Raw genomic sequence first — 12,996 nt, 5'->3', positions numbered from 1 at the left:
GTTGAGCCAGCCTTGCGCTGGCTTTTTTACGCCTTTTGATCGCCCTGCACCAAAAACGAGCGGGACTGCACCTTTAGCGAGCCTCGTTTGATTTATTCTAATTTCACCCCCTTGTTCGCATTAGTTTTATTTATTACATGGCGATATCTGCCGAGTGCGTTGTTAACATTTTGCGCGCCATCGCTGATTATCTTGCTGCGCATAACGGCGATACGCCTCTTTCCTGCGTGGTAAATCACAAAAACGCAGTTAATTATGCTGTCATCTTTGCGCGCCGCTCAAGAGACATGCTTCAATTCGACCCTGTACAGCTTATGGTTAAATCGTCTTTTCAATGATAACGTCAGGGAAAAGAGAACGTTTGCGCCGGGCGATAAGCAGGCTGACGCCCGCCCGAAACTTACCCGCTTCGAGACAGGATGGTTATGACTCAGCAAACCCCTTTGTTTGAACAGCATCAGGCCTGCGGCGCCCGCATGGTCGACTTCCACGGCTGGATGATGCCGCTGCACTACGGTTCGCAAATTGACGAACACCATGCCGTGCGTCAGGACGCCGGGATGTTCGACGTGTCGCATATGACTATCGTCGATCTGCACGGCGCGCAGACGCGCGACTTTCTGCGGCATCTGCTGGCGAACGATGTTGCTCGCCTGACGCAGCCCGGCAAAGCGCTCTACACCGGCATGCTGAACGCCTCCGGTGGCGTCATTGACGATTTGATTGTTTACTTTATGACCGACGACTTTTTCCGTCTGGTGGTCAACTCGGCCACGCGCGAAAAGGATCTGGCGTGGATCGGCAAGCATGCTCAGGCCTATGGCGTGGCGCTGACCGAGCGTGACGACCTGGCGCTTATCGCCGTACAGGGGCCGCAGGCGCAGCAGAAGGCGCAGACGCTGTTCAGCGCGGAGCAGCGCGACGCGGTCGCCGGGATGAAGCCCTTTTTCGGCGTGCAGTCCGGCGACCTGTTTATCGCCACCACCGGTTACACCGGCGAAGCGGGCTATGAAATCGCGCTGCCAGCCGCCGCCGCCGCGGATTTCTGGCAGCGTCTACTTGAAGCGGGCGTCAAGCCGGCTGGACTGGGCGCGCGCGACACGCTGCGTCTGGAAGCGGGCATGAACCTCTACGGCCAGGAGATGGACGAAGGCGTTTCGCCGCTGGCGGCCAATATGGGCTGGACCATCTGCTGGGAGCCGACCGATCGCGATTTTATCGGGCGCGAAGCGCTGGAGATGCAGCGTGAAAGAGGCACCGACAAGCTGGTTGGCCTGATCATGACAGAGAAAGGGGTGCTGCGCGGCGGGCAGCCGGTACGCTTTACCGACGCGCAGGGCCAGCCGCAGCAGGGCGTGATCACCAGCGGCTCCTTCTCGCCGACGCTCGGCTACAGCATTGCGCTGGCGCGCGTGCCGGCAGGCATTGGCGAAAGCGCTATCGTCGAGATCCGCCAGCGCGAAATGCCGGTAAAAGTAACCAAACCTGTTTTTGTACGCGGCGGCAAGCCGGTTCAGTAATCTATTTTCAGGAGAAAGGGCGATGAGCAATGTGCCAAACGAATTGAAATACCGTGACAGCCATGAGTGGGTGCGTAAGGAAGCGGACGGCACCTTTACCGTCGGCATTACCGAGCACGCTCAGGAGCTGTTAGGCGACATGGTCTTTGTCGATCTGCCGGATGTCGGCAACAGCTACTCAGCCGGCGACGAATGCGCCGTCGCGGAATCGGTCAAAGCCGCGTCGGATATCTACGCGCCCGTCAGCGGCGAGATCGTCGCCGTCAATGACGCGCTGGGCGACGCGCCGGAGCTGGTCAACAACGAGCCCTACGCAGCCGGTTGGCTGTTCAGAATCAAACCCAGCGACGAATCCGAGCTCGATTCGCTGCTGGACGCGGACGCCTATAAAGCCTCCATCGACGAATAAGCAACAGGGCGGCCAGACCTCGCTGGCCGCTTTTTATTCCTTGCTTTCTCTGTACTCCAGCCCGATTCAGGATTGACTGCAAATGACCCAGACTTTGAGCCAGCTCGAACACAACGGCGCCTTTATTGAACGCCATATCGGTCCCTCGCCGGAACAACAGGCTTTGATGCTGGAGGCGATCGGCGCCAGCTCGCTGGACGCGCTGATCGGCGCCATTGTGCCGGCGGACATCCAGCTGCCTGGCCCGCCCGCCGTCGGCGATGCGGCGACCGAGCAGCAGGCGCTGGCCGAGCTCAAGGCGATCGCCGGTCAGAATCAGCGTTACAAATCCTGGATCGGCATGGGCTACAGCGCGGTGATCACGCCGCCGGTGATCCTGCGCAATATGCTGGAAAATCCGGGCTGGTACACCGCCTATACCCCCTATCAGCCGGAAGTATCGCAGGGCCGCCTGGAGGCGCTGCTTAACTTTCAGCAGGTGACGCTCGATCTGACCGGTCTGGACGTCGCCTCCGCCTCGCTGCTGGATGAAGCCACGGCGGCGGCGGAAGCGATGGCGATGGCGAAGCGCGTCAGCAAGCTTAAAAACGCCGGTAAATTCTTTATCGCCGACGATATCCATCCGCAAACGCTGGATGTGGTGCGCACCCGCGCCGAAACCTTCGGCTTCGAGCTGATTATCGACCGCGCCGAGAAAGCGCTGGATCACGACGCGCTGTTCGGCGTGCTGCTGCAGCAGGTCGGCACCACCGGCGAAGCGCACGACTACAGCGCGCTGATCGCCGAGCTGAAAAGCCGCAAAATCGTGGTCAGCGTCGCCGCAGACTTTATGGCGCTGGTGATGCTGGAAGCGCCCGGCAAGCAGGGTGCGGATATCGTGTTCGGATCGGCGCAGCGCTTCGGCGTGCCGATGGGCTACGGCGGTCCGCACGCCGCCTTTTTCGCCAGCCGCGACGAGCATAAGCGCTCAATGCCGGGCCGCATTATCGGCGTCTCGCGCGATGCCGCCGGTAACACCGCGCTGCGTATGGCGATGCAGACGCGCGAGCAGCATATCCGCCGTGAAAAAGCGAACTCCAACATCTGCACCTCGCAGGTGCTGCTCGCCAATATTGCCGGACTCTACGCGGTTTATCACGGTCCGAAAGGGCTGAAGCGTATCGCCTCCCGCATCCATCGTCTGACGACTATTCTGGCGGCCGGGCTGCAAAACGGCGGGCTGAAGCTGCGTCATAGCAGCTGGTTCGACACCCTGACGGTCGAGGTGGAAGATAAAGGCGCGGTGCTCAACCGCGCGCAGAGTTTCGGCGTCAACCTGCGCAGCGATATCCATCACGCGGTCGGCATTACGCTGGACGAAACCACGCGTCGCGAAGATGTGCAGGCGCTGTTCGCCATTCTGCTGGGCGACGAGCACGGCCAGGATATCGATAAGCTGGACGCCGCCGTCGCGGCCGACAGCCAGGCGATTCCCGCCGCGCTGCAGCGTCAGAGCGCCATCCTGACCCATCCGGTCTTTAATCGCCATCACAGCGAAACCGAGATGATGCGCTACATGCATAGCCTGGAGAAAAAGGATCTGGCGCTGAACCAGGCGATGATCCCGCTCGGCTCCTGCACTATGAAGCTGAACGCCGCCGCCGAGATGATCCCCATCACCTGGCCGGAGTTCGCCGAGCTGCATCCGTTCTGTCCGGCGGAGCAGGCTACGGGCTATCTGCAGATGATTGGCCAGCTGTCGCAGTGGCTGGTGCAGCTCACCGGTTACGACGCGCTTTGCATGCAGCCGAACTCCGGCGCGCAGGGCGAATACGCCGGGCTGCTGGCGATCCGTCGCTATCACGAAAGCCGTAACGAAGGCGCGCGCAACCTCTGCCTGATCCCCAGCTCCGCGCACGGCACTAACCCCGCTTCGGCGCAGATGGCGGGCATGGAAGTGGTGGTGGTGGCCTGCGACAAGCAGGGCAATATCGACCTCGGCGACCTGCGCGAAAAAGCGGCGCAGGCGGGCGAGCAGCTCTCCTGCATTATGGTGACCTATCCTTCGACGCACGGCGTTTATGAAGAGACCATCCGCGAAGTTTGCCAGATCGTGCATCAGCACGGCGGCCAGGTCTATCTCGACGGCGCCAATATGAACGCGCAGGTGGGCATTACCACGCCGGGCTACATCGGCGCGGACGTGTCGCACCTCAACCTGCACAAAACCTTCTGCATCCCGCACGGCGGCGGCGGTCCGGGCATGGGCCCGATCGGCGTGAAAGCGCACCTGGCGCCGTTTGTGCCGGGCCACAGCGTGGTGCAGATTGAGGAGATGCTGACGCAGCAGGGCGCGGTATCGGCGGCGCCGTTCGGCAGTGCCTCTATTCTGCCGATTAGCTGGATGTATATCCGCATGATGGGCGCGGAGGGGCTGAAGCGCGCCAGTCAGGTCGCGATTCTCAACGCCAACTATATCGCCAGTCGTCTGCAGTCGGCTTATCCGATCCTCTATGCCGGCCGCGACGGCCGCGTGGCGCACGAATGTATTCTCGACATTCGCCCGCTGAAAGAGCAGACCGGCATCAGCGAGCTGGATATCGCTAAACGACTCATCGACTACGGCTTCCACGCGCCGACCATGTCTTTCCCGGTCGCCGGCACCCTGATGGTGGAGCCGACCGAGTCTGAGAGCAAAATCGAGCTGGATCGCTTTATCGACGCGATGCTCTCTATCCGCATGGAGATCGATCGCGTGGCCGACGGCGAATGGCCGGCGGAGGATAACCCGCTGGTGAACGCGCCGCATACCCAGGTCGAAATCGTCGGCGAGTGGAGCCATCCTTACAGCCGGGAGCTGGCGGTCTTCCCGGCGGGCAGCGACAATAAGTACTGGCCGACGGTGAAGCGCCTCGACGACGTATTCGGCGATCGCAACCTGTTCTGTTCCTGCGTGCCGATGAGCGATTATCAGTAAACACCGCGCAACGCTGTTATCAAGGGCCGCTTATTCGGCCCTTTTTTATGGAGAAAATATGAGACTGGCTCTGGTGACCGGCGCAAGCCGGGGAATTGGCCGCGCGACGGCGCTAAAGCTGGCGCAGCAGGGCTACCGCGTGGCGGTTAACTATCTGAAGCGCGCAGACGAGGCGCAGCAGGTGGTGGCGCAGATCCGCGAGCAGGGCGGCGAAGCCTTTGCCGTGCGGGCGGATATCGCCGAGGAGGCGCAGATTATGGCGCTGTTTCAGCGGCTGGACGAGGAATCGATGCCGCTCGGCGTGCTGGTCAACAACGCGGGCATCCTCTTTACGCAGTGTCGGGTAGAGGACCTCAGCGCCGAACGCCTGCAGCGCGTCTTCGCCACCAACGTCACCGGCGCCTTTCTCTGCTGCCGCGAAGCGGTGAAACGCATGGGCACGCAGCACGGCGGTCTGGGCGGTTCGATTATCAACGTCTCTTCCGCCGCGTCGCGTCTTGGCGCGCCGGGAGAATATGTCGACTATGCAGCGTCGAAAGGGGCGATGGATTCGCTGACGAAAGGATTATCGCTGGAGGTCGCGGCGCAGGGCATTCGCGTCAACAGCGTCCGGCCCGGATTTATCTATACCGAAATGCATGCGGACGGCGGCGAGCCGGGACGCGTCGATCGCGTGGCGGCCACAGCGGGCGTCATCCCGATGGGGCGCGGCGGAGAAGCGGAAGAGATTGCTGAAGCGATTGCCTGGCTGGCGAGCGAGGCGGCCTCCTATATTACCGGCACCTTTATCGACGCCGCCGGCGGCCGCTGACCGCGAGGCCGCGCCCGTTGCGGCGCGGCCCTGCGAGGATCAGAGCGTTTCGCCGTTGCTGGCGATAACCTGCTGATACCAGCCGAAGCTCTTCTTGCGCGAGCGGGCGAAGTCGCCGCTGCCGTCGTCGTTTTTATTGACGTGGATAAAGCCGTAACGCTTGTCGTACTGACCGGTGGTAAACGAGACGCAGTCGATGCAGCCCCACGGCGTATAGCCCATCAGCTCGACGCCGTCGTGCGCCACCGCTTTTTTCATCTCGGCGATATGCGCGCGCAGGTAGTCGATGCGGTAGTCATCCTCAATCACGCCGTTCTCATTCGGTTTGTCGATGGCGCCAAAGCCGTTTTCGACGATGAACAGCGGCTTCTGGTAACGCTCATAAAGCGCGTTCAGCGCATAGCGCAGCCCCGTCGGGTCGATCTGCCAGCCCCAGTCCGACGCGCCGACGTGCGGGTTTTTTACCACGCCGTCAAAGCCGGTAATAGGATCGTCAACGCCGCTGGCGTCATGTTTTACCGCGTTGCTCATGTAGTAGCTAAAGCCGACGTAATCGGCGCAGCCGTTGCGCAGCGTCTCGGCGTCGTCCGCATCCATTTCAATCTGATAGCCTTTGCGCGCCCACTCTTTCAGGGTATAGGCCGGATAGATTCCGCGCATCTGCACGTCGCTGAAGACATAGCGCTGATGCATCGCTTCCTGCGCCAGCATCACGTCGTCAGGATGGCAGGAGTAGGGGTAAATCGGCACCATGGCGATCATGCAGCCGATCTGGAAATCGGGATTGATGGCGTGGCCGAGGCTGACCACTTTGGCGCTGGCGACAAACTGGTGATGCATCACCTGATACATTACCTCTTCCGGCTTCTCGTGTTCGGTGAACACCACGCCGGAGCAGCAGTAGCCAAACAGCGGATATTGCCAGTTGCGCTGGTTATTGATCTCGTTAAAGGTCATCCAGTACTTCACTTTGTGCTGATAGCGGCGCATCACCACGTCGCTAAAGCGCACGAAGAAATCCACCACTTTGCGGCTGCGCCAGCCGCCGTACTGTTTCACCAGATGGTAAGGCATCTCAAAGTGGGAGAGGGTGATAACCGGCTCGATGCCATACTTCAGCAGTTCGTCGAACAGATCGTCGTAAAACTGCAGGCCCGCCTCGTTCGGCTCCTGCTCGTCGCCCTCAGGGAAGATGCGCGTCCAGGCGATAGAGGTACGAAAACACTTAAAGCCCATCTCGGCAAACAGCGCGACGTCCTCTTTGTAGCGCGAGTAGAACTCCACGCCCTGATGGTTGGGATAGTGGTTGCCCGGCTGCACGCCGTCGGTGATGACGCGGCTGACGCCGTGAGAGCCGCCGGTCAGCACGTCGGCGATGCTGACGCCTTTGCCGCCCTGATCCCAGCCGCCTTCGACCTGATGCGCCGCCACCGCGCCGCCCCATAAAAAGTGTTGCGGAAAGCCTGATTCGTTATGCATACGTCCCTCTCAGCGAAATAGATCTTGCCGCGAGTGTAGCAAAGCAAAAAAGGAAGTCACGCTATAACACCGGCGCGCCAGAGTAATATGTTACGCCGGTAAAACAGCCTGTTTTATTTATTCAGCAGGCGGCCGATGGCCTCGAGAATATACATAACCGGCACCTGCGTCGTGATGTCGGAATTGTCGCTCAGACGGATTACCGGCACATGATAGGCCAGAGTAAAATCGCTCATTTTCGCCAGCGAGCTGCTCTCTGAATGGGTTATCGCCATGATCTGGCAGCGCCGCAGGCTGAACTGGCTGGCAAGGCGTAATATTTCCGGCGTCTCGCCAGAGACGGAGAGCAATATCGCCAGCGTATTTTCATCCACGTTGCCGCTGACGGGATAATAGGGATCGTCGATATAGTGGCTGAATTTTCCGACGTTAGAAAAAAAACGCGCGCCATATTTCGCCAGGCTGCCCGAGGTGCCGGCGCCAATAAAGAAAAGCTGTTCGGCGAGATTAATCATCTGCGCGGCGCGGGAAATAAGCTCGCTGAATTCATCGTTATTAATACTTTTAAAAAAGCTCAGCATTTCGCTGACGCCGACGTTCGCCTGCGCGGGCTGCGCCTGCTGCTGCGCCAGCCGGAAACGAATGCGAAATTCCGACCAGCCGTCGCACTGCATCTTGCGGCAGAAACGCAGCACGGTGGTGGTCGAGACGCCCGCCCGTTCCGCCAGTTCGCGGATGGTCATATAGCTGACGCTTTCCGGGTGTTTAATGATGTCGTGATAAACCTGCATCTCGAGGTCATTCAGGCTGGCAAGATCGTGATGAGAGAACATCTGCGGGCGCGCTCATAAAAACGAAACTGCGCGCAGTGTAGCAGATTTGCGCGCTCCGCAGGCGGTAACACGCATTCACAGATTAATTTTAGCGTACACGTGTACTCTCAAAATATTCCTGGCTATGCTGGAGGTCAGAAAATCCGCACTCATCACGACGTTGAGGAACGTGCCATCATGAAAAATCGCCTGGCCCTTGAGGGCTACTCGCTCGCTGAGGAGATCGCCAACAGCATCAGCCACGGTCTCGGCTGCCTGTTCGGCATTGTCGGTCTGGTGCTGCTGCTGGCGCAGGCGACCGAAGCGGGCGCTAACGCTATCGCTATCACCAGCTACAGCCTCTATGGCGGCAGCATGATACTGCTGTTTCTCGCCTCTACGCTCTATCACGCTATTCCCCACCAGCGCGCCAAACGCTGGCTGAAAAAACTCGACCACTGCGCCATCTATCTACTGATCGCCGGCACCTACACGCCTTTTCTGCTGGTAGGGCTGAAGTCGCCGCTGGCGCATGGGCTGATGGTGGTGATCTGGGGGCTGGCGCTGGCGGGCATCATCTTTAAGCTCACTATCGCGCACCGCTTCAAGGCGCTGTCGCTGGTGACCTATCTCTGTATGGGCTGGCTGTCGCTGGTGGTGATCTATCAGCTGGCGCTGACGCTCTCGCCGGGCGGCGTCTGGCTGCTGGCGGCTGGCGGCATCATCTATTCGCTCGGCGTCATTTTCTACGTGGCGCGGCGTATCCCCTATAACCACGCTATCTGGCACGCCTTTGTGCTGGGCGGCAGCGCCTGTCACTTCTGCGCCATCTACTTTTATGTGGCGTAACCTGGCGCGCCCGGCACCCTGACGACGGGATCCGGGCGCGGCCAGAGATTACTCTTCCAGCGAATAGGGCAGCGGCTTGATCAGCAGCCGTCCGCCTTCGTCGCCCTCAACGCGCAGTACGCTATCCGCTTCCAGGTCGTTGTTCATCACGACCTGCACCCACACTTCGCCATCGTCGAGCTGAACGGCGGCCAGCACCGTGCCGGTGCGGCGCCAGCGCTCGCCCATCTGCAGCTCCAGCGAATCGTTCGCCGCAGGTACCCGGCTCGCCTGACCGGCAAGCCAGTAAAGGGCGCGCTTGTTAGCGCCGCGGAATTTGGCGCGCGCCACCATCTCCTGGCCGGTATAGCAGCCTTTTTTAAAGCTGATGGCGTCAAGCGCCTGCAGGTTAGCGGCCTGCGGAATCAGCTGCGCGGCGGTGGCCGGCTCGATTACCGGGATGCCCGCTTCGATATCGAGCGCCAGCCACTGCGCGCTGTCATTTAGCTGCGCGTCGTCGGCCAGCTTCTGCTGCAGCGCCTGCGCCTGCTCGCGCGTGGTCACGATCAGGAAACGCTCCGCGGGCGTCGGGAACCACAACAGCGTGCTCTCCGCCTGCTGCACCACCGGATGGTCGCCGTCCGGCAGGGCGTCGAACAGGCTGGTCAGCGCCGCGCGCGCCTGGAACCCCGCCACGCCGAGCAGCACCGCGTCGTCGTCCGGCGCCAGCGTCACTTTCGAAAACACCGCATACTTTTTCAGTTCCGTCAGCTGCGTGTCGCGCAGTTCGCGGCGCACCAGATAGGCGTAACCTTCTCCGCGATGGAACAGGCGCAGATTGCTCCACATCTTGCCTTTCGCGTCGCAGTGCGCCGCCGGGCGATGCTGATCCGCGCCCAGCGCGGCGACGTCCAGCGTGAGCTGGCCTTGCAGATAAGAGGTGCTGTCGGCGCCCTGCACCGATACCAGCGCCCAGCCGTCCAGCGACATCAGGGTTAACGGCAGGCGAGAGGCGGCCACGGGCTGGCGCGGGGGTAAGCTGAAAATAGGCATTGGCTGTCCTGATTAAAAAGGTGAATCCTGAACTCAATGTTAAAAGAGCGCACTGGCTTTGCAACAGGTTTACGGAATCGGGCGCACAAATCGCGAGTCGGCGCGGCAACGGCAGGCCGACGCGTGCGGCGCGTCGCACAGCCCCACAACGGGCGCCTGCAGGCGTAAGAAAACCAGGTTACACTAGCCGCCTGTCTGAAATGCGGAAATCACACACATGGATATTCATGATAAATCGCGCATTCACTGGGCCTGCCGCCGCGGCATGCTGGAGCTGGATGTCGCTATTATGCCTTTCTTCAAATATGAATATGACAGCCTCAGCGACAGCGACAAAACGGCGTTTGTCGCGCTGCTTAAGGCGGACGATCCCGATCTCTTCAACTGGATGATGAATCACGGCGAACCGGCCGACCCGGAGCTGAAGCGCATTGTCCAGCTGATCCAGCAGCGCAACCGTGAACGCGGCCCCGTGGCAATGTAAGCTGCAACCGTCGCGCCAGGCGCGCCTGCTGCACGGCGCGCTGGCGTCTGGCGCGCTGCTAATCGTGGCGATCGCGCCGCTGCCCGCCGCGTTCTGGCTGGTTAAAATCCCGCTTTTGCTGCTGATGCTGCATGAATACCGACAGCAGCAGCGCCGGCTGACGCAGCGGCGCGGCATGCTGCAGCATAAAAGCGACGACAGCTGGCGCTGGCAGGGCGCGCGCTGGCGCATCAGCGGACCGATCCGCTGGCTGCCGGGCGCGGCGCTGCTGGTGTTGCGTAGCGAGAAAGGAGAGACGCGCAGGCTGTGGCTAATGCAGGATATGATGCCGCACGCGCGGTGGCGTCAGCTGCGCGCCCGTTTGCTCAGCCGCGCCGAGGGGCAGTAGCCCGGGCGCTACAGCAGCGCGGCGGTCTCGGTCAGGATCTGCTCGCACCACTGCTCGATACGCTCGTCGGTGACGTCGAACTGATTCACGTCGTCCAGCGCCAGGCCGACGAACTGCGTGCCGTCGGCGCTAAGCGGACGCGGGCTGGTAAATTCATAACCTTCCAGCGGCCAGTAGCCGACGAACTTCACGCCCATCGGCTGCAGCAGCTCATGCAGCATGCCCAGCGCGTCGAGAAACCATTCGCCATAGCCAAGCTGGTCGCCCATGCCGTAGAGCGCGACGATTTTTCCGCGCAGGTTGAGCGTCGACAGCTGCGGCCAGATCGCTTCCCAGTCCTCCTGCAGCTCGCCGAAATCCCAGGTAGGGATGCCTAAAATCAGCAGGTCGTACTGCTCCATCAGCAGCGGATCGTCATCTTTCACGTTGTGCAGCGTGACCAGCTCAGCGCCGATAAAGTCGCGGATTTTCTCTGCGGCCATTTCGGTATAGCAGGTGCTTGAGCCGTAAAAAAGACCAATTTTCATGCAGATAATGCTCGGATTAAGACTGACTTTGGCGCAATTGTATCAGAAGCAGGGCGGATTCAGGCATAATGAGCACGATTTCACCTCAAGGCGGGGATACCGTGCAAGACAGCGACCTGACAGAACAGTTTCTGGATGCGCTCTGGATTGAACGCAATCTGGCGCAAAATACCTTGTCCTCGTATCGTCAGGATTTAAAAACCCTGACCGACTGGCTGACGCATCGCGGGCTGACGCTGCTGACGCTGCAGGCCGAGGATTTGCAGCAGTTTCTCGCCGAACGGCTGGAAGGCGGCTATAAAGCCAGCAGTTCGGCACGGCTGCTCAGCGCCATGCGCCGCATTTTTCAGTATCTCTACCGCGAGAAGCTGCGCAGCGACGATCCCAGCACGCTGCTGGCCGCGCCGAAGCTGCCGCAGCGGCTGCCGAAAGATCTCAGCGAAGCGCAGGTGGAACGACTGCTGCAGGCGCCCAGCACCGATATTCCGCTGGAGCTGCGCGACAAGGCGATGCTGGAACTGCTCTACGCCACCGGACTGCGCGTCTCTGAACTGGTCGGCCTGACCCTGAGCGACGTCAGCCTGCGCCAGGGCGTGGTGCGCGTTATCGGCAAAGGCAATAAAGAGCGTCTGGTGCCGCTGGGCGAAGAGGCCGTTTACTGGCTGGAGCACTACCTTGAACACGGCCGCCCTTGGCTGCTCAACGGGCAGACGCTGGACGTGCTGTTTCCCAGCAGCCGCGCGCAGCAGATGACGCGCCAGACCTTCTGGCATCGCATCAAGCACTACGCCGTGCTGGCGGGCATCGACAGCGAAAAACTGTCGCCGCACGTGCTGCGGCACGCCTTCGCCACCCATTTGTTGAACCACGGCGCCGACCTGCGTGTCGTACAGATGTTGCTGGGACACAGCGATCTCTCTACCACGCAAATTTATACGCACGTCGCGACCGAGCGGCTGCGTCAGTTGCATCAACAGCATCATCCGCGCGCCTGACGCGGACATTAAGGAAAGAAGATGAAGAAATTTCTCCTGCTGGCCCTGTTGGCTGGCGCCTTCAGCAGCGTAGCTCAGGCCGATGACGGCGCGATCCTGCAGTCGCTGAAAAAGCTGGGACTGAAGCAGACGGAAATCGTGCCGTCGCCGCTGCCGGGATTTAAAACCGTGCTGACGGAAAGCGGCGTGATTTACGTTACCGAAGACGGCAAGCATATGATTCAGGGCCCGCTCTACGATGTTAGCGGCGCGCAGCCGGTCAACGTCACCAATCAGCTGCTCGACAAAAAGGTCGAGGCGCTGGCGCCGCAGATGATCGTCTATAAAGCGGCGAAAGAGCAGCACGTCATTACCGTTTTCACCGACATCACCTGCGGCTATTGCCGCAAGCTGCATGAGCAGATGGCTGACTACAACGCGCTGGGCATCACGGTGCGCTATCTCGCCTTCCCGCGTGAAGGGCTGCACGGCCAGGTGGAAAACGCCATGAAGGCGATCTGGTGCGCCGCCGATCGCAACAAAGCGTTCGACGAAGCGATGAAGGGCAACGCGCCGCAGATGAGCGCGCCAGACAGCTGCAAGATCGATCTCGACCAGCACTACAAGCTGGGCATTCTTTACGGCATCCAGGGCACCCCGGCGATCCTGACCGACTCCGGCATGATGATCCCGGGCTATCAGGGGCCGCAGGAGCTGAAGCAGGTGTTGGATCAGCAGAAGCGCGGTGGCTAATT

The 12,996-nt window shown here is 60.7% G+C and carries 13 protein-coding genes; 9 read left to right on the top strand and 4 right to left on the bottom strand.

The features are described 5' to 3' along the window. Positions 1–425: 425 nt before the first annotated feature. From gcvT to JS46_RS13650, 4 genes are all read left to right on the top strand, one after another. Positions 426–1,520 carry a glycine cleavage system aminomethyltransferase GcvT gene (gcvT, locus tag JS46_RS13665; protein ID WP_033752190.1) on the top strand — a complete coding sequence of 365 codons (1,095 nt, stop codon included), beginning with the start codon at positions 426–428 and terminating at the stop codon, positions 1,518–1,520. Positions 1,521–1,542: 22 nt separating this feature from the next. Further along, a complete protein-coding gene (gene gcvH / locus JS46_RS13660) occupies positions 1,543–1,929 on the top strand; it encodes a glycine cleavage system protein GcvH (protein ID WP_033752187.1) in 387 nt (128 codons plus the stop codon). An 82-nt stretch (positions 1,930–2,011) separates the two neighbouring features. After that, positions 2,012–4,885 carry an aminomethyl-transferring glycine dehydrogenase gene (gene gcvP / locus JS46_RS13655; RefSeq protein WP_033752184.1) on the top strand — a complete coding sequence of 958 codons (2,874 nt, stop codon included), beginning with the start codon at positions 2,012–2,014 and terminating at the stop codon, positions 4,883–4,885. A gap of 58 nt (positions 4,886–4,943) precedes the next feature. Further along, a complete protein-coding gene (locus JS46_RS13650) occupies positions 4,944–5,696 on the top strand; it encodes an SDR family oxidoreductase (RefSeq protein WP_033752180.1) in 753 nt (250 codons plus the stop codon). A gap of 39 nt (positions 5,697–5,735) precedes the next feature. On the opposite strand, the gene JS46_RS13645 is transcribed toward JS46_RS13650, so the two are convergent. Continuing rightward, positions 5,736–7,175 (bottom strand): 6-phospho-beta-glucosidase, encoded by a 1,440-nt coding sequence (locus JS46_RS13645; protein ID WP_033752178.1) that lies wholly within the window; start codon positions 7,173–7,175, stop codon positions 5,736–5,738. A gap of 113 nt (positions 7,176–7,288) precedes the next feature. Beyond that, the gene (locus tag JS46_RS13640; protein ID WP_033752177.1) at positions 7,289–8,008 is read right to left on the bottom strand and encodes a MurR/RpiR family transcriptional regulator; all 720 of its coding nucleotides are present in this window, start codon (positions 8,006–8,008) and stop codon (positions 7,289–7,291) included. 177 nt (positions 8,009–8,185) lie between these two features. On the opposite strand from JS46_RS13640, the gene JS46_RS13635 reads away from it, so the two are divergent. Continuing rightward, positions 8,186–8,836: a hemolysin III family protein gene (locus JS46_RS13635; RefSeq protein WP_369799167.1), complete on the top strand. Its 651-nt coding sequence runs from the start codon at positions 8,186–8,188 to the stop codon at positions 8,834–8,836. Positions 8,837–8,884: 48 nt separating this feature from the next. On the opposite strand, the gene ygfZ is transcribed toward JS46_RS13635, so the two are convergent. Further along, entirely contained in the window at positions 8,885–9,868 is a 984-nt protein-coding gene (gene ygfZ, locus JS46_RS13630; RefSeq protein ID WP_033752176.1) for a tRNA-modifying protein YgfZ, read from the bottom strand. A gap of 217 nt (positions 9,869–10,085) precedes the next feature. On the opposite strand from ygfZ, the gene sdhE reads away from it, so the two are divergent. Both sdhE and JS46_RS13620 read left to right on the top strand, forming a co-directional pair. Next, positions 10,086–10,352, top strand: coding sequence for an FAD assembly factor SdhE (gene sdhE / locus JS46_RS13625; protein WP_033752174.1), 267 nt, complete (start codon positions 10,086–10,088; stop codon positions 10,350–10,352). Continuing rightward, positions 10,327–10,740: a protein YgfX gene (locus JS46_RS13620; protein WP_033752172.1), complete on the top strand. Its 414-nt coding sequence runs from the start codon at positions 10,327–10,329 to the stop codon at positions 10,738–10,740. The genes sdhE and JS46_RS13620 overlap by 26 nt, the downstream gene beginning before the upstream one ends. A gap of 8 nt (positions 10,741–10,748) precedes the next feature. Here the strand turns inward: JS46_RS13620 and fldB are convergent, their stop codons facing one another. Then, positions 10,749–11,267, bottom strand: a complete 519-nt coding sequence (gene fldB / locus JS46_RS13615; RefSeq protein WP_033752170.1) for a flavodoxin FldB — start codon at positions 11,265–11,267, stop codon at positions 10,749–10,751. A 68-nt stretch (positions 11,268–11,335) separates the two neighbouring features. Between fldB and xerD the strand changes: the two genes are divergently transcribed. Together xerD and dsbC are read left to right on the top strand one after the other, a co-directional pair. Next, the gene (xerD, locus tag JS46_RS13610) at positions 11,336–12,262 is read left to right on the top strand and encodes a site-specific tyrosine recombinase XerD (protein WP_161801252.1); all 927 of its coding nucleotides are present in this window, start codon (positions 11,336–11,338) and stop codon (positions 12,260–12,262) included. A 21-nt stretch (positions 12,263–12,283) separates the two neighbouring features. Further along, positions 12,284–12,994: a bifunctional protein-disulfide isomerase/oxidoreductase DsbC gene (dsbC, locus tag JS46_RS13605; RefSeq protein ID WP_033752164.1), complete on the top strand. Its 711-nt coding sequence runs from the start codon at positions 12,284–12,286 to the stop codon at positions 12,992–12,994. Positions 12,995–12,996 lie beyond the last annotated feature (2 nt).

It is taken from the genome of Pantoea sp. NGS-ED-1003, from assembly GCF_000738765.1.
In the GTDB taxonomy this organism is placed as follows: Bacteria; Pseudomonadota; Gammaproteobacteria; order Enterobacterales; family Enterobacteriaceae; genus Pantoea; species Pantoea septica.
The sequence above is the reverse complement of the archived record's forward strand: the minus strand, read 5'-3'. Positions and strand labels throughout refer to the sequence as shown.